General features: G+C 70.4%; 16 protein-coding genes. 6 read left to right on the forward strand and 10 right to left on the reverse strand.

The window, feature by feature from the left end; all coding sequences use genetic code 11:
• Positions 1-368: 368 nt before the first annotated feature.
• The 9 genes from ACPCUX_RS07115 to rpmH all read right to left on the reverse strand — a co-directional run bounded on the left by ACPCUX_RS07115 (position 369) and on the right by rpmH (position 7482).
• The gene (locus tag ACPCUX_RS07115) at positions 369-506 is read right to left on the reverse strand and encodes a hypothetical protein (RefSeq protein WP_211932506.1); all 138 of its coding nucleotides are present in this window, start codon (positions 504-506) and stop codon (positions 369-371) included.
• 675 nt (positions 507-1181) lie between these two features.
• Complete coding sequence (locus ACPCUX_RS07120; RefSeq protein ID WP_423388446.1) at positions 1182-2567, reverse strand: ParB/RepB/Spo0J family partition protein; 1386 nt, start codon at positions 2565-2567, stop codon at positions 1182-1184.
• On the reverse strand, positions 2564-3736 hold the full coding sequence (locus ACPCUX_RS07125; protein ID WP_332306493.1) for a ParA family protein: 1173 nt from the start codon (positions 3734-3736) through the stop codon (positions 2564-2566). Before ACPCUX_RS07125 ends, ACPCUX_RS07120 begins: the two co-directional genes overlap by 4 nt.
• 115 nt (positions 3737-3851) lie before the next feature.
• Positions 3852-4514 (reverse strand): 16S rRNA (guanine(527)-N(7))-methyltransferase RsmG, encoded by a 663-nt coding sequence (gene rsmG, locus ACPCUX_RS07130; protein ID WP_423388447.1) that lies wholly within the window; start codon positions 4512-4514, stop codon positions 3852-3854.
• A gap of 404 nt (positions 4515-4918) precedes the next feature.
• A complete protein-coding gene (locus ACPCUX_RS07135; protein ID WP_114552588.1) occupies positions 4919-5446 on the reverse strand; it encodes a protein jag in 528 nt (175 codons plus the stop codon).
• Between the two features lie 39 nt (positions 5447-5485).
• Positions 5486-6577, reverse strand: coding sequence for a membrane protein insertase YidC (gene yidC / locus ACPCUX_RS07140; RefSeq protein WP_043651562.1), 1092 nt, complete (start codon positions 6575-6577; stop codon positions 5486-5488).
• A gap of 60 nt (positions 6578-6637) precedes the next feature.
• Complete coding sequence (yidD, locus tag ACPCUX_RS07145) at positions 6638-6973, reverse strand: membrane protein insertion efficiency factor YidD (RefSeq protein WP_396049806.1); 336 nt, start codon at positions 6971-6973, stop codon at positions 6638-6640.
• Positions 6970-7338: a ribonuclease P protein component gene (rnpA, locus tag ACPCUX_RS07150; protein ID WP_031315171.1), complete on the reverse strand. Its 369-nt coding sequence runs from the start codon at positions 7336-7338 to the stop codon at positions 6970-6972. Before rnpA ends, yidD begins: the two co-directional genes overlap by 4 nt.
• A gap of 6 nt (positions 7339-7344) precedes the next feature.
• Positions 7345-7482: a 50S ribosomal protein L34 gene (gene rpmH / locus ACPCUX_RS07155; RefSeq protein ID WP_034225701.1), complete on the reverse strand. Its 138-nt coding sequence runs from the start codon at positions 7480-7482 to the stop codon at positions 7345-7347.
• Between the two features lie 544 nt (positions 7483-8026).
• Here rpmH and dnaA point away from each other — a divergent pair.
• From dnaA to ACPCUX_RS07180, 5 genes are all read left to right on the forward strand, one after another.
• On the forward strand, positions 8027-9448 hold the full coding sequence (dnaA, locus tag ACPCUX_RS07160; protein ID WP_043651559.1) for a chromosomal replication initiator protein DnaA: 1422 nt from the start codon (positions 8027-8029) through the stop codon (positions 9446-9448).
• Between the two features lie 1469 nt (positions 9449-10917).
• Positions 10918-12048 carry a DNA polymerase III subunit beta gene (gene dnaN / locus ACPCUX_RS07165; protein ID WP_034651929.1) on the forward strand — a complete coding sequence of 377 codons (1131 nt, stop codon included), beginning with the start codon at positions 10918-10920 and terminating at the stop codon, positions 12046-12048.
• Between the two features lie 52 nt (positions 12049-12100).
• Positions 12101-13039, forward strand: a complete 939-nt coding sequence (gene gnd, locus ACPCUX_RS07170) for a phosphogluconate dehydrogenase (NAD(+)-dependent, decarboxylating) (protein WP_034651935.1) — start codon at positions 12101-12103, stop codon at positions 13037-13039.
• Between the two features lie 37 nt (positions 13040-13076).
• Positions 13077-14381 (forward strand): DNA replication/repair protein RecF, encoded by a 1305-nt coding sequence (gene recF, locus ACPCUX_RS07175; RefSeq protein ID WP_423388448.1) that lies wholly within the window; start codon positions 13077-13079, stop codon positions 14379-14381.
• Positions 14382-14487: 106 nt separating this feature from the next.
• Complete coding sequence (locus ACPCUX_RS07180; protein WP_034651951.1) at positions 14488-14988, forward strand: DUF721 domain-containing protein; 501 nt, start codon at positions 14488-14490, stop codon at positions 14986-14988.
• Positions 14989-15080: 92 nt separating this feature from the next.
• Here the strand turns inward: ACPCUX_RS07180 and ACPCUX_RS07185 are convergent, their stop codons facing one another.
• The gene (locus ACPCUX_RS07185; RefSeq protein WP_423388449.1) at positions 15081-16643 is read right to left on the reverse strand and encodes a hypothetical protein; all 1563 of its coding nucleotides are present in this window, start codon (positions 16641-16643) and stop codon (positions 15081-15083) included.
• Between the two features lie 561 nt (positions 16644-17204).
• Between ACPCUX_RS07185 and gyrB the strand changes: the two genes are divergently transcribed.
• Positions 17205-19280 carry a DNA topoisomerase (ATP-hydrolyzing) subunit B gene (gene gyrB, locus ACPCUX_RS07190; protein WP_031315400.1) on the forward strand — a complete coding sequence of 692 codons (2076 nt, stop codon included), beginning with the start codon at positions 17205-17207 and terminating at the stop codon, positions 19278-19280.
• Positions 19281-19301 lie beyond the last annotated feature (21 nt).

Below are 19301 nucleotides of genomic sequence, written 5' to 3' on the forward strand. Positions count from 1 at the left end.
CCGCTGTGTTCTCACGAGAGGAATCCACAGGCCGGACCGTCCACGGGCACCCGAGGTCGGCCGACGGTGCATGGCAACGGCATCGAGACGCCATGGGTCACTGAGCCGCGAGCGGCAACTCTGCGGCCCATCGTCGAAGACACGAGGGCCGCTCCGCTCAAAACCACTCCGTTCTCAGAGAATCTGCGTAGTGCCGAGGGTCCTCGGCCTCTGCCGCAAAGAACGGCCGAGACGCCGCCCCGCACATCGACCCGTTGGCAGGGTGCCAGAGCGGCCACGTCGCGGAGGGCTTGATCTGCGCAGCGTTTTCCGGGACCGTTCGGCCTCGCGCCCGACGCGAGCGTCTCCGAGCAGAGAGCGCCGCGGACCTACTCTGCTTCAACGCTGGACGGGCGCTGCCAGCGCATGAGGAGCTTGGCGTCGACCGTCTGCTTGCTGGCCGTCGCGGAGCCGTTCAGCGGCCACGTCGTCCCGCCCATGTTCCACGTGAAACACGTCGCGACCACAGCCTGCTCCGTGATGAGCGTCTCGACCCCTGCGCGAAGAGGAACGCGGTGGACGGCGGCCGTGTCGGCCCGAGCCGGGGCGCCACGACCTCGCGCGCGTACGCGATGGGGGCGCTCCCGGCGAGGCGTTCGGCGAATCCGGGTACGGCGAGCCGCGATCCCTCCACGGTATACGCCCGCGCGCTGCCGCTGGTCCGCCGTTTCAGGTGAAACACCCGCCGATCCCTCCGGGAGGGAACCATCACCGTCGCGTGGACACAGCGCTCGAATGGTGTGAGCAAAGGCCACCCATCGTGACACGGCCGTCCTCGGCAGCGAGGCGTTCCCGCACTCGCTGAAGAACCTCGTTCTCCACACGCCGGTTTTCCTTCTACCGGTCTCGAGGCGGGTCTGCGGTAGATGCGCAGTTCCCTCACCACGCACCACGGGCACAGCGCGTTGTGCCTACCGGCCGACACAGGGGTTGTTGGCAATGTGAGTCAGACGCGCGCCGGTGAGGCCGGCTCAGGCGTGTCACAACAAGAAATCAGAGGAGACGAGGTGCGATCCGTTCTCCAGACAGACCAACGGGGCGGGTGCACTCGCCGTATGGCGTGCGCACCCGCCCCGCTAGGTGATCCCGCGAGCCGATGCTGGTCGACGCAGACGCGCCCACACCACCGGCGCGATCGTCGTCTACTTCCGCAACAGACCCGGGTCGTCGGGCGCCATCACATCGAGGATGCGGTTGAGGTCCTCGACGGAGGCGAACTCCACGGTGAGACGGCCCTTGTTCTTGCCCAGGTCCACCTTGACGCGCGTCTCGAAGCGGTCGGACAACCGATGCGCGAGCTCGTCGATCGCCGCGGACCGCTGTCCGGCGCGAGGAGTTCGCGGCGGGCGACGCTCCCCGTCCAGACCGCCCATCGCGACGATCTCCTCCGTCGCCCGCACGGAGAGGCCTTCGGCGACGATGCGCTGCGCCAGACGCTCGATCTCCGCACCGTCCGTGAGCCCCAGGAGCGCCCGGGCGTGTCCGGCCGACAGCACTCCGGCAGCAACCCGACGCTGTACCAGCGGAGGCAGGCGCAGCAGACGCAGGGTGTTCGAGATCTGCGGACGGCTTCGCGAGATGCGGTCCGCTAGCTCCTCGTGGGTGCAGCCGAAGTCGTCCAGAAGCTGCCGGTACGCGGCCGCCTCTTCGAGGGGATTGAGAGCGCTGCGGTGCAGGTTCTCCAGGAGCGCGTCGCGCAGCAGGTCGGCATCGTCGGTCTCACGGACGATGGCCGGGATGGCATCAAGACCCGCTGCCTGCGTCGCCCGCCAGCGGCGCTCGCCCATGATCAGCTCATACGCGCCGGACTCCCCCGGCACCGGGCGCACGACGATCGGCTGGAGCACGCCGATCTCACGGATGGAACCGATGAGCTCATCGAGCTCGCCCTCGTCGAAAACGGTGCGCGGCTGCCGCGGGTTGGGTCGGATGGACGAGGTCGGGAGCTCGGCGAACCGCGCGCCCGGAACGGGCACCAGGTCGTCGGCGGCCCCGCCTGCCCACTCCTCCACGCTGGTCGATCCCGCAGATGAAGAGGCACCAGGCTCCGTTGCGGTGATCTCCTCCTCGCCGGCCTTCAGGCTGGAGTCCGACGTCGTTTCACGTGAAACCGCGCCCGTCATTGCCGAGTCGACCGTCGCCTGGTCTGTCGTCGCCTGGTCTGTCGTCGACGAGTCGCGAGTCGGCGCCAGGCTCGCGCTCGAGTCGGCGGTGTCCCCCGCCGCCACAGCATCCAGCTCAGCGAGGTCCGCGTCCGAGAGCGAGGTAAGGGACGCGAGGTCAGCGGGCCCGGCGTCCGCGTCCGCGTCCGCGTCCGCGTCCGCCACCAGCGTCGTCACACTCGTGGTGGCTGCCGCCTCCTCGGCCTGCTGGTCGACAGAACTCTCTGCGGCGCCGGCCGTCTCGTGGTGCTTCGCCTCGTCCGTGGCAGGGCTCGGGAAGAAGACGTCGACGGGCCGCCTGCCCTCGGAGCTCGTCGGGATCAGGGCACCTAGTCCTCGACCGAGTCCTCGGCGCTTCTCGCTCATCGCTGTTCCTCCTGCCGCAGGCCGGGACCACCGATGGTGCCGGCGAACTCATGATCGTGGTGAGACGTGGAACCGGAATGTGCTGACCCCGGAGGGTCCTGGGGTGGCCGCAAGTCGGCGTTCCGTTGACGGTCCTCGCTCGTCCCCTCGTCGCTACGGTTCTCCGCTCGCTGCGTGAGCTCGCGGGCCGCTTCGAGGTACGCGAGGGCCCCCGTCGACCCCGGGTCATAGGTCATGACCGTCTGCCCATGGCTCGGGGCCTCCGAGATGCGCACGGAGCGCGGGACCGTCGTGCGCAGCGTCTGCTCCGGGAAGTGCTCGCGGACTTCGCTGGCGACCTGCTGCGCAAGGTTCGTCCTGCCGTCGTACATCGTGAGCAGGATCGTCGAGACATGGAGCCCCGGGTTGAGGTGCGCCTTGATCAGCTCGATCGTCTTGAGGAGCTGGCTCAGGCCTTCCAGGGCGTAGTACTCGCACTGGATAGGGATGAGCACTTCCCGACCGACCACGAAGGCGTTCACCGTCAAGAGGCCAAGGCTCGGCGGGCAGTCCACGAGGACGTAGTCGATGGGTTCGAGGCCGTCGCGCTCACGCTGGGCGAGATACTCATCGAGCGCACGACGAAGCCGTGTTTCACGTGAAACGAGCGACACGAGCTCGATTTCTGCACCCGAAAGATCGATGGTCGCCGGGACGCACCAGAGGGTGGGGATGTCGGGACACTGCTGCACCGCACTCGCCAACGGGTCGCCATCGACGAGAACCTCGTAGACCGACGGCGTCCCTGCGCGATGCTCGACGCCGAGAGCGGTCGACGCGTTCCCCTGGGGATCGTTGTCGATCACCAGGACGTTGAGCCCGGCCATCGCCAGCCCGGCGGCAAGGTTCACCGTCGTCGTGGTCTTCCCGACGCCGCCCTTCTGGTTCGCGACGGTGATGATCCGGGTGGTCACCGGTCGGGGGAAGCGACGCCCGTGCAGGTCGATCCGACGGCGAGCGTCCTCCGCGAGCTGGGCCGCCAACGGCGTCGACTCGTCGGCGACGGGAAGACTCGCCATCAGCGCTGCCCGGCGGTCGTCCTCGGTTCCCATGCTCCGATCGCCCTCCCCGTCGTGGGAGAGCGCCACCTGCTCCTCGGAGCCGTCGGGGCCCACAGGGCTCTGCGTCACGCGTCTCATCCTCTCCGTCGTCGCCTCTCAGCATCCGCCGTGCGCCATGGCTTTCGACGGATGTCGGGGCCGAGATCGGGCGTGTCGCTCACGTCCTCGGCACCCGTTCCCCAGATCAGCGGGATCCAGTCTGCCGCACGATACGAACGACCGTCGTGGTCTCCACGCCGGGGAGCGTCGGTGCCTCGATGATCTCCGGCTCGGACCCCTTGAGCTTGCGCAGGACCTTCCGCGCCGGATCGACCTCGCGACTCACGTTACGACCCTTGAGAACGATCATCTCTCCGCCGGGTCGAACCAGCGGGAGCGACAGTCGCGCGAGCTTGTCGAGTGCCGCGACGGCTCGCGACGTCACCGCGTCGCACTCGAACGCCCCGTGATACTCCTCGGCCCGTCCTCGCTTGACCTCGATGTTCGGCAAGGAGAGGTCCTCGGCGATCTCCGTCAGCCAGGCGCAGCGCCGCTCCATCGGTTCGATGAGGTAGACGGTCGCCTCCGGCCGCATGGCGGCGATCACGACGCCCGGCAGGCCAGCACCCGACCCCACGTCGGCGATCAACCCGGTCCTGGGCAGGAAGGGCACGACGGCGGCCGAGTTCAGGATGTGACGATCCCAGATCCGCGGAACCTCCCGCGGTCCGATGAGACCGCGCAGCTCGCCTTCGCTCCGCAACCGTTCGGCGAACTTCTCGACGACGACGAACGCGTCACCGAAGTACTCGATCAACGCCTCCCGGGGGATGTCCGGATCCTCGTTGCCTACGGACTCGTGCTGCATCGGGTCGTCTGCCTCCTCGTGTGCGAACGCCTCATCGTTTCACGTGAAACGACGTCGAGCGTGCGCGGCCCACCGAGTGCGGAGCGAGGTTCGACGCGCCCTGACTACGGTCCCTTACGCTCCGAGGGTCGTCGTCACGCTTCTTCTCGCCGACACGAGTAACGGCGGTCGTCGCGACGTGGCGAATGCCGTCGATCAGGGCATCTGCCCGCACACGCCCCACCACCCGGTGCTCGTCGCGCCCCGCAGCTCCTGTGCGGTTCCCCTGCCGACGGGACGTCAGCACCTCCGCACCCAGAGTCGCGCGGAGCTCGTGGGCACCTGCACACCCTCAGCAACGCGCTTCGCCCCGCGTTTCACGTGAAACGCGGGGCGAAGGAGCGGTGGGGTCGTCTCCGACGGTGTCAGTCTGTCGGGTAGATGACGACGTAGCGCTGCGGCTCGACACCCTCCGAGTCGCTCCGCAGCCCGGCTGCGGCCACGGCGTCGTGGATGACCTTGCGCTCGAAGGCGTTGAGCGGTTCGAGCGAGACCTTGGTGCCCTCGGCACGGACGCGCTCGATCGCCTCTGCGGCCTGCGCCGTGAGCTCACGACGGCGGCCCGCACGGAAGCCGGCGACGTCGAGCATGAGACGGCTCCGCTCCCCCGTCCGGGCCTGCACGGCAAGACGCGTCAGCTCCTGCAGCGCATCGAGCACCTCGCCGTCGTCGCCGACGAGAGAGCTCAGAGCGGCGGGGTCGTCCGCGACGATCTCGACAGCGGCCCGGTCGTGCTCGACGTCGATGTCGATGTCACCGTCGAGGTCCGCGATGTCGAGGAGCTCCTCGAGGTAGTCCGCCGCGATCTCCCCTTCCTCCTCGAGTCGGGTGGTCTCCGGGGCGGATTCCTCGGTGGACGTCGCGTCGGGCGCGGGCGTCTCGGTAGGCGTCATGCGTTGCTCCTCACGGCACGTGCGCGCTCGGGCGCAGGTCTACTTCTGCTTCTTCTTCTTGGGCGCGGGCTTCGACGCGCCGGTCCCGGACCCGCCCTTCGCGGCACCGCCCGGTGCCGGCTTGTCCGCCGGGGCATCCTCCACCGGGGCATCCTCCGGGGTGGTCGCGGACACCGTCCCGACGGGACGAGGGGCGCTCTTCTGGCGGTCCTTGCGCTTGGGCTGCTGACGCTGGCCGCGAGGCTGCTCGATGACCGGCGTCGCGTCCTCGACGACGCCCTTCGCCGCGCGCTTGCGCGCCTGGCGCTCCTTGAGGAGGCGCTCCGCCTCCGAACCCGGGGCCGGCATGCGTCGGATCGTGTAGAACTGCTGCCCCATCGACCAGAGGTTCGTCGTGGTCCAGTAGACGAGGACACCGACGGGGAAGTTCACGCCGGAGACGGCGAAGATGAAGGGGAAGACGTAGAGCATCATCTTCTGCGTCGAGGCCATCGGGCCCTCGAGAGCGGCCTTCGGCATGTTCTTCATCGTGAGCTGTCGCTGCGTGAAGAACGTCGTCGCGCACATCGCCAGGATGAGCACGGCGATGACGATGCGGGTCTGCAGGTCGTCCGTCTGGAGGAAGACGTCGGAGAGCTTGGCTCCGAAGACCGACGAGCTCTCGATGTCGCTCGCCACCGAAGCGTCGATCGGTCCGATGCTGTCGCGCGAGTACGTACCGTCCGAGATCGGCTTCAGCGAGTTCAGCACCCGGAAGAGTGCGAAGAAGATCGGCGACTGGAGCAGGATCGGCATGCACGAGGCGAAGGGGTTCGTCCCGTGCTTGCGGTAGAGCTCCATCGTCTCGCGGCTCATGGCCTCACGAGACGCGGGGTCCGTCTTCCCCTTGTACTTCTTCTGGATCGCCTGCATCTCAGGCTGCAGCAGCTGCATGCCGCGCGACGCCTTGATCTGCTTGAAGAACAGCGGGATCAGCAGGATGCGGATGATGATGACCAGGCCGACGATCGACAGGACCCAGGCGGGCCCCGGGCCGTCGGAGAACCCCAGGAACGTCAGTCCCTGGTGGCAGAAGTACATGATCCAGGCGACTACCCACTCGATCGGGTAGAGAAACGCGAAGAAGTCCATCCGTGACTGCTCCCTCAACTTCGGACAAAGCGTGTGAAAGCCCGTTTCCCGGGCAGCGGGCTAGTGCGTGTGTCGTGCCGGCGGAACGTCGTCGACCCCACCGAGGCTCCAGGGGTTGCAGCGCAGCAGCCGCCAGAGGGCGAGGCCCGTTCCGCGCAGGGCGCCGTGACGACGCACCGCCGTGAGGGCGTACTGGGAGCAGGACGGGTAGTACTTGCACGTGGGCCCCGTCATCGGCGAGATCACCGACTGGTAGGCCCTGATCATGCCGATCAGCGTGAGAGCGGGGACCCGGCGCAGCAGGTCGACGACCCGGCGGACGACGCCGCGCTCGTCGGTCCCCGGCTCCTCGGGCGAGGACGGCGCCGGAACGCGCGGCGGGTGGGTCGTCGTCATCGACGCTCGCCCGCTCGCTCGTCGAGCCGACGGGTCGCACGCACGAGACCGCTGTCGAGGTCGGCGCTGAGCTCCTCGAAGGAGGCGAGCGCCGCGCCGGGAAGCGCGCGGACGACGGCGCGCCCGTGCGCGGGCAGCACGGAGAGGCGCGACGCCGTGGCGGCGCGCAGTCGGCGCTTCACGAGGTTGCGGTGCACCGCGTTCCCCACTGCCTTGGAGACGACGAAGCCGACCTGCGGCTGAGCAGCGCCCTCGGGATCCTCCGAGAGGTGCACGACCACGGTCGACCTACCAGCACGCACGCCGCGGCGCACCGCCCGCTCGAAATCGACGGAACGGCGCAGTCGGTGCGCCGCGGGGAGCACGTGCGATCAGGCAGAGAGCTCGGTGCGGCCCTTGCGGCGGCGGGCAGCCAGGATGGCGCGGCCGGCGCGGGTCCGCATGCGCAGCCGGAAGCCGTGGGTCTTCGCCCGGCGCCGGTTGTTCGGCTGGAAGGTCCGCTTGCTCACGAGGTACTCCAAGAACGTCGGGGAGGTACACCGTCTATGTCCTCGACGATGCAGTGACAGGCTCCGGTTGGCTCCTGCCGGTGGTTCGGGTCGTGCGCCGGACGGTCCCCCGCCCGGTCACCGCTCAGGCGCGCGGACCGGATGGCCATTGCTGGGGGCACCGGGTCCTCGCAGGGAGTTCCTGACGTGAGGCCTCGCGTCGAGTTTCCTTCCACGCGGGCGCGCCAAGAACACCTGGAACGGCTGTCTGACGTTACGCTGCGCGACCCCTCCGGGTCAAACCACGACGGGTGGCCTTCGCCGCGTGCGACGATGGCGCGGCGTCGTCCCGGATCCCGGCATCCTGCCGGTGAGAGCATCCTCACCCTACAACCCACAGCCTGTGGACAACTATGTGGATGAGGGGTTCCCGTGGCACGATCGACCCCAGCATCACCCCATCCGTGACCTTCTCCTCGTCGGCGCACCCCCGCCCGGCCGTCAGCGTGCTCGACGGCCGGAGCTCTGCCCGACGCACGCTGTCGACCCCCGTGAGGAACTGCCCGTGGCCAACCCGGACGAGAACATCGCCGACGTCTGGGCACAGACCCTGAGCATCCTCGAGGCGAGCCCGGACATCACCCCGCGGCAGATCGCGTTCATCCGGCTGGCCAAGCCGCTCGCGATCCTGGACGACACCGTCTTCATCGCGGTTCCCCACGAGCAGACCCGCACGTACCTCGAGACGCGCGTCCGGGACGAGCTGGTGACCGCGATGTCGTCCTGCCTCGGGCGCGACGTCCGGTTCGGCATCACCGTCGACCCGGAGCTCAGCTCCGACCCCGTCCTCGCGCCCGCGTCGCGGCCGGCGGTGGAGCGCCCCTACATCGAGCCCGACGACGTGCTCCTCCCTGACCTGCCGGCACCTCCCCCGCCGCGTCCCCAGGCCGAGCCGAGCCGGCTGAACCCCAAGTACGTCTTCGAGACGTTCGTCATCGGCTCCTCCAACCGGTTCGCGCACGCCGCCGCGGTCGCGGTGGCCGAGGCACCCGCCAAGGCCTACAACCCGCTGTTCATCTACGGGGACTCCGGGCTCGGCAAGACGCACCTGCTGCACGCGATCGGGCACTACGCCCACAACCTGTACCCCAACGTGCGCGTGCGCTACGTGAACTCGGAGGAGTTCACGAACGACTTCATCAACTCCATCGGTGAGGGCAAGGCCGGGGCGTTCCAACGGCGCTACCGCGACGTCGACGTGCTCCTCATCGACGACATCCAGTTCCTGCAGGGCAAGGAGCAGACGATGGAGGAGTTCTTCCACACCTTCAACGCGCTGCACAACGCCAACAAGCAGGTCGTCATCACGTCCGACCTGCCCCCCAAGCAGCTCAACGGGTTCGAGGACCGCCTGCGCTCCCGGTTCGAGTGGGGCCTCATCACGGACGTCCAGCCGCCGGACCTCGAGACGCGCATCGCGATCCTCCGCAAGAAGGCGTCGAGCGAACGCCTCGCCGCTCCGGACGACGTGCTGTCCTACATCGGGTCGCGCATCTCGACGAACATCCGGGAGCTCGAGGGCGCGCTGATCCGTGTCACCGCGTTCGCGAACCTCAACCGCCAGCAGGTCGACCTCCCGCTCGCGGAGATCGTGCTGAAGGACCTCATCACCGACGAGGACAGCGCGGAGATCACCCCCGCCGCGATCATCGCGCAGACGGCCGCGTACTTCGGCCTGACGATCGACGACCTCTGCGGCAGCTCGCGATCGCGCGTCCTCGTCACCGCTCGCCAGATCGCGATGTACCTGTGCCGCGAGCTCACCGACCTGTCGCTCCCGAAGATCGGGCAGCAGTTCGGGGGCCGCGACCACACGACAGTCATGCACGCGAACCGCAAGATCACCGAGCAGATGGCCGAGCGCCGCTCCACGTACAACCAGGTCACGGAGCTCACGAGCCGGATCAAGCAGCAGCACCGCGGCTGAGGCGGCGCGGCCGTGCCCGGACGGTGCTGCTCCTCGACTCGACGACGTGCTCACCGCGGCTCTCTCCCCTCACCGTGCGGCTCGGTCCCGGACGAGGCGGGTCGCTCCCGCCGCCCCTGCGCACCGGGGCTCCCTGAGCCCACGGCGGGTCCGCCGTACGGCGGGCGACCGCACATCCCCGCCGCTCTGCCTCACACCCGGGGCAGGACGCAGCCCTCGGCACGCGTCGCGGCCGGGCTCTCTCGCGTCGCACCGCACGCCCCCGGTGGCCCTCCGTGTCACGCGCCCCCAGTGGCCTTCCTCGGCCTGCGTCGAGCTCGGACGATCCACATCGATCGCGTTCCAGGCCTCTGCCCGGATTCCTGCTATCCCCGCGGAGCGGGTCCGAGATCACCGAGATCCCTCGGCGACCATCCGATCTTCTTCCGGCTGTCGAGCCTCGTCGCGACGAGACGCCGTCCGACGCCCCGGGACGGACCAGACGCGCCCCTCCCCGAGCGGTCTGCCATCGGGGTTGTCCACCGCCAGTGGACGGTCTCACCAGCTCGTCGCCGACCCCGAAGACCCTTCCCCACCTGTCCCGCGCGCTGTCCACAGGGTTACCCACCGTGGTGCTCTATTCTGTGGAAATCGGCGTCAAGCACCGACGCGCCTCTCCAGCCACGGGCAGGTACGACACTCGTACACAGCTTGTGGGTGGAGTTGTCCACAGTCATCCACAGGACTCCTGTGGGTATTCACATCCGCGGAATGCAGACGACGACGGTGGACCACAGGGTCTCGTGCGGCGCGACAAATCCTGACAACATCATGGTTTTCCCCCCGAAACCTGTGGACGGCGGCCTCGTACACACCCTGTGGACGGCTCACCCGGAGGGGCTCTGTGCACAGTTCTGTGGACAGCTGTGGACGAAGGCCCTCTCAGTGTGGACGGGCCACCCTCGATCAGTGGACGACGTGTGGGGACAGATCGGCCGCCCACAGGCGCCGCGACTTTCCCACACTGGGCTCACCGGTTCGTCCACACGCATTTGTGCCCTCTGACCTGGGCGGACACCGGTTTTCCACGAGATCCACAACCCCTATGACGACGACGAAAGTGTTCTCAGAGGGGAAATTCCACACGCCTTCATCAGGCTCCGGCGGCCGACGGTGCGACCTGTGCTCCACGAGCCTGCTCCCGATCCTCGTCGAGCCGCGGCGAGCGCGCGACGTCGGCGGAGACCGCCGTCGGGCCTCCGTCCCCAGGCCCGCTGTTCCAGTTCCTCCCACCCGCCTCCTCGCGTAGGGTTCATGCACGACACGTGTGCGCGGACCTGCGACCCGGCACCTCGTGTCCACAGCGGCAGACCTGCCCGGTGGACGAGCGAGGGCGAGCGGCCCCGACGGCGAGCCCGGCGTCGCGGCGAAGCAGGGCGGCACATGTGAAGATCGGGTCCGACCGAGACGTGGGGACGAGAGGGTGTGGGATGAAGTTCCGGGTTGAGCGTGATGTCCTGGCCGACGCGGTGACCTGGACGGCGCGAACCCTGCCGACCCGCCCGCCCGCGCCCGTCCTCGCCGGGGTCCGGCTCGAGGCCGACGCGTCGGGGACCATCGGGCTGTCGAGCTTCGACTACGAGGTCTCGGCCCGGTCGGAGATCCCCGCCGAGGTCAGCGAGCCCGGCACGGTCCTCGTCTCCGGCCGGCTGCTCGCCGAGATCTCCCGGGCGCTGCCCGCGAAGCCCGTGGACGTCGTCCTGGAGGGCAACAAGGTCACGGTGACGTGCGGCGCGAGCCGGTTCACGCTCCTCACCATGCCGGTGGACGAGTACCCGGCGCTGCCCGCGATGCCCGAGCTCTCCGGCACCGTCTCGGGCGACGAGCTGACGAACGCCGTCGCGCAGGTCACGGTGGCGGCGAGCCGCGACGACACGCTCCCCCTCCTCACGGGCGTGCGCGTCGAGATCGAGGGCGAGAAGATCACGCTCCTCGCGACGGACCGGTACCGCCTCGCCCTGCGCGAGCTCACCTGGACGCCCGTCACCCCGAGCTACTCCGCCGTCGCCCTCGTGCGCGCGCGCACCCTCAACGACGTGGCGAAGTCCCTCGGCGGCTCGGGTCTCGTCAACATCGGGCTCAACACGGGCGCCGGCGTGGACCTCATCGGGTTCGAGGCCGGGGGTCGTCACACGACGTCGCAGCTCGTCGACGGCGACTACCCCGCGGTCCGCCGGCTCTTCCCGGACGAGACGCCCATCCACGCCGTCGTCCCCACCGCCCCGCTCATCGACGCCGCCAAGCGCGTGTCGCTGGTCGCCGAGCGCAACACGCCGATCCGCCTGTCCTTCACGGACGGTCAGGTCGTCCTGGACGCCGGGCAGGGCGACGACGCGCAGGCGTCCGAGGCGCTGGAGGCGGTGCTCGTCGGCGAGGACATCTCGGTGGCGTTCAACCCGCAGTTCCTGCTCGACGGCCTGGGCGCGCTCGGCACCGACTTCGTGCGCCTGAGCTTCACGCACCCGAACAAGCCGGTCGAGTTCACGGGTCAGGACTCCCTGGACGGCGAGGACTCGTCCCACTACCGCTACCTGCTGGTGCCGATCCGCTTCGCCGGCTGACCCCGACGGAGCCGGACGGCTCGCACCGCACCACCGCACCCGGAGGACTCGTATGGTCACGCGCATCGGCCTCGTCGGCCTCGGCAAGATGGGCAACAACATGCGGGCGCGCGTCCGCGCCGCCGGCATCGAGGTCGTCGGCTACGACCCTCGTCCGGAGGTGTCCGACGTCGCGACGCTCGCCGACCTCGTCGCGGCACTGCCCGACGACGGCCCGCGCATCGTGTGGGTCATGGTCCCGGCGGGCGACGCGACCCGCGGCGTGGTCACCGAGCTCGGCGGCCTGCTCGGCGAGGGCGACTTCGTCATCGAGGGCGGGAACTCCTACTACGCCGAGGACCAGGCGCGGGCCGCGGAGCTGGCCGAGAAGGGCGTCGGCTACCTCGACGTCGGCGTCTCGGGCGGCGTCTGGGGCCTCGAGAACGGCTACGGGCTCATGGTCGGCGGGGACCGGACGTACGTCGAGGCGGCCATGCCGGTCTTCGACGCGCTGCGTCCCGACGGCCCGCGCGAGGAGGGCTTCGTCCACGCGGGCGAGGTCGGCGCCGGGCACTTCGCGAAGATGGTCCACAACGGCATCGAGTACGGGCTCATGCAGGCGTACGCCGAGGGCTACGAGCTCCTCGCCGCGAAGAGCGAGCTCGTCAAGGACGTGCACGGCACGATGAAGGCGTGGACCCGTGGCACGGTCGTGCGCTCGTGGCTCCTCGACCTCTTCGTCAAGGCGCTCGAGGAGGACCCGCAGCTCGCCGCGATCGACGACTGGGTCGACGACTCCGGCGAGGGCCGCTGGACGGTCGACGAGGCGATCGACAACGCCGTCCCGCTGCCCGTGATCTCCGCCGCCCTCTTCGCGCGCTTCGCCTCGCGTCAGGAGCAGTCGCCCGCGCTCAAGGCCGTCGCCGCGCTGCGCCAGCAGTTCGGCGGGCACGCGGTCAAGGCGGCCGGTCCGGCCTCCCCGGGAGCCGGGCCGCTCGAACCCCCGGCCTGACCGGTCCCCGCCGACCTCCTCGACCCTCGCCGCACCGATGTACGTCTCGCACCTCTCCCTGGTCGACTTCCGCTCGTACGAGTCCGTCGACGTCGAGCTCGTCCCGGGCGTGAACGCGCTCGTCGGGCAGAACGGGCAGGGCAAGACGAACCTCGTCGAGGCGATCGGGTACGTCGCGACGCTCGCGAGCCACCGTGTCGCGGGCGACGCCGCGCTCGTCCGTGCGGGGGCCACGCGCGCGGTTGTGCGGACGCGCGTCGTGCGGGGCGACCGGGCGAGCACCGTGGAGCTCGAGATCGCGTCGGGGCGGGCCAACAGGGCGCGGATCAACCGGTCCCCGGCCCAGCGGCCGCGCGACGTGCTCGGCATCGTCCGGACCGTGCTCTTCGCGCCGGAGGACCTCGCGCTCGTCAAGGGCGACCCGGACGGACGGCGCCGCTTTCTCGACCAGCTCGCGGTGCTCCTGGTGCCGCGCGTGGCGGCGCTCCTTGCGGACTACGACCGGGTGCTGCGCCAGCGCGGCGCGCTGCTCAAGTCGGCGACGGCGCTGCGCGGGCGCGGCCGGCGGAGGCCGTCCGCCGCCGAGCCGCCGCCCGACGACGACGCGCCCGAGACCGCGGCCTCGCCGCTCGCGACGCTCGAGGTGTGGGACGCGCGTCTCGCGAGCCTCGGCGCGGAGATCACGGCGCTGCGCCTGCAGCTCGTGGCCGCGCTCACGCCCTACGTCGCGGAGGCGTACGAGCAGGTCAGCGCGGGGCAGGGCGAGGCGCGCATCGCGTACCGCTCGTCCGTGGACGAGGCGCTCGACGCGGACGACGGTCCCGTGGGGCCGCCCGCGGCGGGTGACGCCGCGGACCCGGGCGACGCACCGGCGTCGGGCATCCCCGACGTGGCGACGCTCGAGAGGCGCATGCTGGAGGCCATGGAGGCCGTGCGCGCGAAGGAGGTCGACCGCGGGGTGAACCTCGTCGGTCCCCACCGCGACGACCTCGTCCTCACCCTGGGCGGCCTCCCGGCGAAGGGCTACGCGAGCCACGGCGAGTCGTGGTCGTTCGCGCTCGCGCTGCGGCTCGCGTCGTACCGGCTGCTGCGCGACGGCGCCCCCGCGGGCCTCGACTCGCTCCTGTGGGCAGACCAGTGGGGGCCCGACGGCGAGCCGATCCTCGTGCTCGACGACGTGTTCGCCGAGCTCGACGTCCGCCGGCGCGAGCGGCTCGCCGAGCTCGTGGCCGACGCGGGCCAGGTGATCATCACCGCGGCCGTGCCCGACGACGTCCCGAGCCGGCTCGACGGCGCGCGGTTCGCCGTGCACGACGGGACGGTGCACCGTGTCGAGGACTGAGCCCGCGGACCGGGACCCGGCGGACCGCCAGGACGACGACGCGCGCCCCGGCCCGGCCGACGACCTCCCGGAGCGACGCGCCACGGGGCTGCCCGTCGGTCACGTCGTGGAGCTGACCCCGCCGGCGGAGGTGGCGCGGCAGGCCCTGAACCGCGCCAAGGCGGCGGCGCGCGCGAAAGGGCTGCGGCCCGGGCAGGAGCCTCGCCGACGCATCCTCGCGGACCCGCCGACGTCGGGCGCGCGCCCGGGCGGCCGCGACCCGCAGCTCCTGGGCGACGTCGTCGCGCGCCTGCTGCACGAGCGGGACTGGGTCGCGGACGTGTCGGTGGGGGGCGTCGTCGGGCGGTGGCGCGAGGTCGTGGGCGACCAGGTCGCGGACCACTGCGAGCCCGAGACGTTCGAGGACAAGGTGCTCGTCGTGCGGGCCGACTCGACGGCGTGGGCGACGCAGGTGCGGCTCCTCACGCCGCAGCTGCTCGAGCGGCTCGCGCGCGAGGTGGGCGAGGGGGTCGTCGAGACGGTGACCGTCCTCGGGCCGGCGGGACCGAGCTTCCGCCGGGGGAAGAAGTCCGTCCGCGGGCCGGGTCCCCGCGACACCTGGGGCTGAGAAGGTCCGGACCGACGACGAGGCCCGCCGTGCAGGGGGCACGGCGGGCCTCGCGGGTGGTGACCGGGGCGTTGGTCACCACGTCAGGGGGGTCAGGCCTGGGCTCGGCGGCGCAGCCAGAGCACCAGGGCCCCGCCGCCGACGAGCAGCGCGGCGAACGCGGCCGCGCCGGCGACCGTCGCACCGGTCGTGGCGAGCGCGGGGCCGGTCGGCTCCTCGGGTCCGGCGACGTCCTCGACGGCCACGGGGGCGACGGGCGGGTTCGCGCACGCGCTCGTCGCCGGCGGGTACTCGACCACGGTCGAGTACGACGGGTTGACCTCAAACAGCACCTCGGCGCCGTCGCGGGTCCAGGCGTAGTTGCCGTCGGTCTCCGTGTACGAGCCGTCCTCGTTCCGGACGAACCCGGGCCACTGCCTCGGCTCCTCGGCCGAGGCGCCGGGCCACAGAAGGGTCCCGCTGAGCGGCTGGTCCGTCACGACGTAGTCCTCGCCGCCGTTCGGGTGCAGGAAGGTGATCGTCAGCGGGGTCTCCGAGTCGACCGTCACGCCCTCGGGCAGGCCGATCTCGTAGCCGAGGTACGGGACGTCGCCCTGGCAGACGGCGCCGATCTCGCCGGGCACGAGGGCGCACGCCTCGTCGGACGGCAGGAGGTCCTCGAGCGGGAAGAGCGCGAAGCGGCCGTCCTCGGTCACGAGGTAGCCGAGACCCTCGGTCTCGAGGGAGAAGGTCGCCTCGGCGTCCTTCGGCTCGGCGACGACGCCCTCCTCGGTGAGGGTGTACCGGACGTCCTCCGACTCGGCGGGGAGGTTCTGCTCGGTGAGCTCGGTGCCGCACACCTCGACGGCGGTCGGCACGTCCGGCGTGACGAGGACGTCGACCTCCTCCTGGACCGGCTGGGCGGGCGCACCGGGCCTCGGGGTGTCGCACGCGCCCTCGGGGAGGAGGTCGGCGAGGTCCTGGTGGTCCCACGCGACGAGCGTGCCCTCGGGGAACTCCCCGAGGTGCTTGCCGTCGGGCGAGTAGCGGATGTCCGTCGGGAGGTCGTCGAGACCGCCGGGCAGGTCAACGAGGTCCTGCTGGACGGCCCAGGCGGTGCACAGCTCGACGGTGTCGACGCCGGGCTGGATCGCGCGGGCGACCTCGCGCACGTCGTCCAGGTCGAGGGGCTGCACGACCCAGGCCTTGTCCCACGGCTTCTCGGGCGCGGCGATCTCGGCGCTCGTGACGATCTTCTGCGGACCGGAGTTCTCCCAGGCCGCGTCCTTCGTGCGGTCCAGCTTGGGGTACACGTAGACGCCGACCTGGACCGGGGCGTCGGGCGTCTCGCAGGCCCGGGTCGAGCCGGACTGCTCGTAGTCGTACTGGCGGCCGTCGGACGCGTCGACGGAGACGGTCCAGGTGTGGTCCTGCGTGGGGTCGAGGTCGTACGACCGTGTGAGTTGGCGCTCGAAGGTCGTGGACTCGACCTCCTTCCCGTCCACGGTGACGGTGAGCTCGTTGCTCTTCTTCGAGTAGGCCCAGAGCTTCACCGAGAGCGTCGTGCAGTCGGCGGTGACGTCGGGCGTGTGAGCGGAGGCGGGTGCCGCGGTGGCCACGAGCAGGCCGCCGAGCGCGAGCGCTGTCGCCGCAGCGCTCGCGAGGAGTCTCTTCACTGAGTGGGGTCCCTTCGGGGTCGAGCCGCCCGCGTGGTATCGCTGCTGCGCGGACGACGCGCGAATCAGGATGGTGTGTGGTATTAGACCACTTTCCGCGTGAAACACCGATTCCCGACTTGTCCGCTGCGGTAGCGCTCCCACCTGGAGCGCAGGACGGTTGCTGCGGGCACTTTTCCGGCGACCGTCGACGGTCGCCCGAGCGTCGTGCACAGAGCCTGTGGACAACCGTGTGGAGAACTTCCGCCGGGACGGCGCGGATCGCGTCGCGAATGTCCTGCGAGATGTCCTCAGGACGGCCGAGATCCGCGGAATTCGGCTCGTGGCGGGTAGACTGGGGAGGTCATTCCGGGTCTTGTCACCACCCGCCCGCGCAACCCGTCCGCGGCGCTTCCACCGGCCGTCCGCGGCCGGTCGGACGCTCCTCGCACGGAGCCGGCGCAGGCGGCGGTGCGGGCCCGGAACCTTTGAGCAGCGGCGGCCGGTCCGGCACGGACACGGCGGTCGCGCGCACGACGACGAGGAGCAGTCCTGCCCGTGGCAGAGCACACCGACACCGCCATCCCCGACCCGACGGCGTCCGCGGAGGCGGCACCCTCGGCGGGCGGCGGCTACGACGCGAGCAACATCACCGTCCTCGAGGGCCTCGAGGCGGTCCGCAAGCGTCCGGGCATGTACATCGGCTCCACCGGTGAGCGCGGTCTCCACCACCTTGTGTACGAGATTGTGGATAACTCTGTGGACGAGGCCCTCGCCGGGCACGCGGACACGATCGACGTGACGCTCCTGGCCGACGGCGGCGTGCGCGTCGTCGACAACGGCCGTGGCATCCCCGTGGCGATCCACCCGACCGAGGGCAAGCCGACGCTCGAGGTCGTCATGACGATCCTCCACGCCGGGGGCAAGTTCGGCGGCGGCGGGTACGCCGTCTCCGGCGGTCTGCACGGCGTGGGCATGTCGGTCGTCAACGCGCTCTCGACGCGCATGGTGTCCGAGGTCCGGCGCGACGGGTACGCGTGGCGGCAGGAGTTCACCGAGGGCGGGAAGCCGGTCGCGCCGGTCGAGCGGCTCGAGCCGTCGCAGGAGACGGGCACGACGCAGACCTTCTGGGCCGACCCGGAGATCTTCGAGACGACCGACTACGACTTCGAGACCCTGCGGGCGCGCTTCCAGCAGATGGCGTTCCTCAACAAGGGGCTGCGCATCACGCTCACGGACGAGCGTCCGGCCCACCTCGACACCGGCGACGAGGTGACGGGCGGGGACGACGCGGCGGCGGACGCCGACGGCGTCTCGGAGGCCGACGGCACCGCCGCGGCCGGCTCGTCCCCCGCGCGCACCGTGACCTACAAGTACGACGGCGGCCTCGTCGACTACGTGAAGCACCTCAACACGGCGAAGAAGGTCGAGCTCGTCCACCCCGACGTCATCGACTTCGAGTCGGAGGACACGGAGAAGCGCATCTCGGTCGAGATCGCGATGCAGTGGACGAGCGCGTACTCGGAGTCCGTCCACACCTACGCGAACACGATCTCCACGACGGAGGGCGGCACGCACGAGGAGGGCTTCCGTGCGGCGATGACCTCGCTGGTCAACCGCTACGCGCGCGACAAGGGCATCCTCAAGGAGAAGGACGAGAACCTCACGGGCGATGACATCCGCGAGGGCCTGACGGCGGTCATCTCCGTGAAGCTCGGCGAGCCGCAGTTCGAGGGCCAGACGAAGACGAAGCTCGGCAACACCGAGGCGAAGACGTTCGTGCAGCGCGTCGTGCACGAGCAGCTCACCGACTGGTTCGACGCGCACCCGAACGAGGGTCGCGACGTCATCCGCAAGGCGATCCAGGCGTCGCAGGCGCGCCTCGCCGCCCGCAAGGCACGCGAGGCCACCCGCCGCAAGGGCCTGCTCGAGTCCGGCGGCATGCCGGGCAAGCTGCGCGACTGCCAGTCGAACCGCGCGGAGGAGTGCGAGATCTTCATCGTCGAGGGTGACTCGGCGGGCGGTTCGGCCGTGCGCGGGCGCAACCCCCGGACGCAGGCGATCCTGCCGATCCGCGGGAAGATCCTCAACGTCGAGCGCGCGCGCCTCGACCGGGCCCTGTCGAACCAGGAGGTCCAGTCGATCATCACGGCCTTCGGCACCGGCATCGGCGAGGACTTCGACCTCACGAAGCTCCGGTACCACAAGATCGTCCTCATGGCCGACGCCGACGTCGACGGCCAGCACATCGCGACGCTCCTGCTCACGCTGCTGTTCCGGTACATGCGCCCGCTCATCGAGAACGGGCACGTCTACCTCGCGCAGCCGCCGCTCTACCGGCTCAAGTGGTCGAACGCCCCGCACGACTACGTGTACTCCGACAAGGAGCGCGACGCTTTCCTCGCCGCCGGGCAGGCCGCCGGCAAGCGGATCCCCAAGGAGAACGGGATCCAGCGCTACAAGGGTCTGGGCGAGATGGACTACTCGGAGCTGTGGGACACGACCATGGACCCCGAGCACCGCACGCTCAACCAGGTGACCCTCGACGACGCCGCGGCGGCCGACGAGATCTTCTCCGTCCTCATGGGCGAGGACGTGGAGTCCCGCCGGAGCTTCATCCAGCGCAACGCGAAGGACGTGCGGTTCCTTGACATCTGAGCCGCTCCTCGCGGAGCCGGG

The sequence above is a fragment of the Cellulosimicrobium sp. AB352 genome (assembly GCF_049538415.1).
In the GTDB taxonomy this organism is placed as follows: domain Bacteria; phylum Actinomycetota; class Actinomycetes; order Actinomycetales; family Cellulomonadaceae; genus Cellulosimicrobium; species Cellulosimicrobium funkei.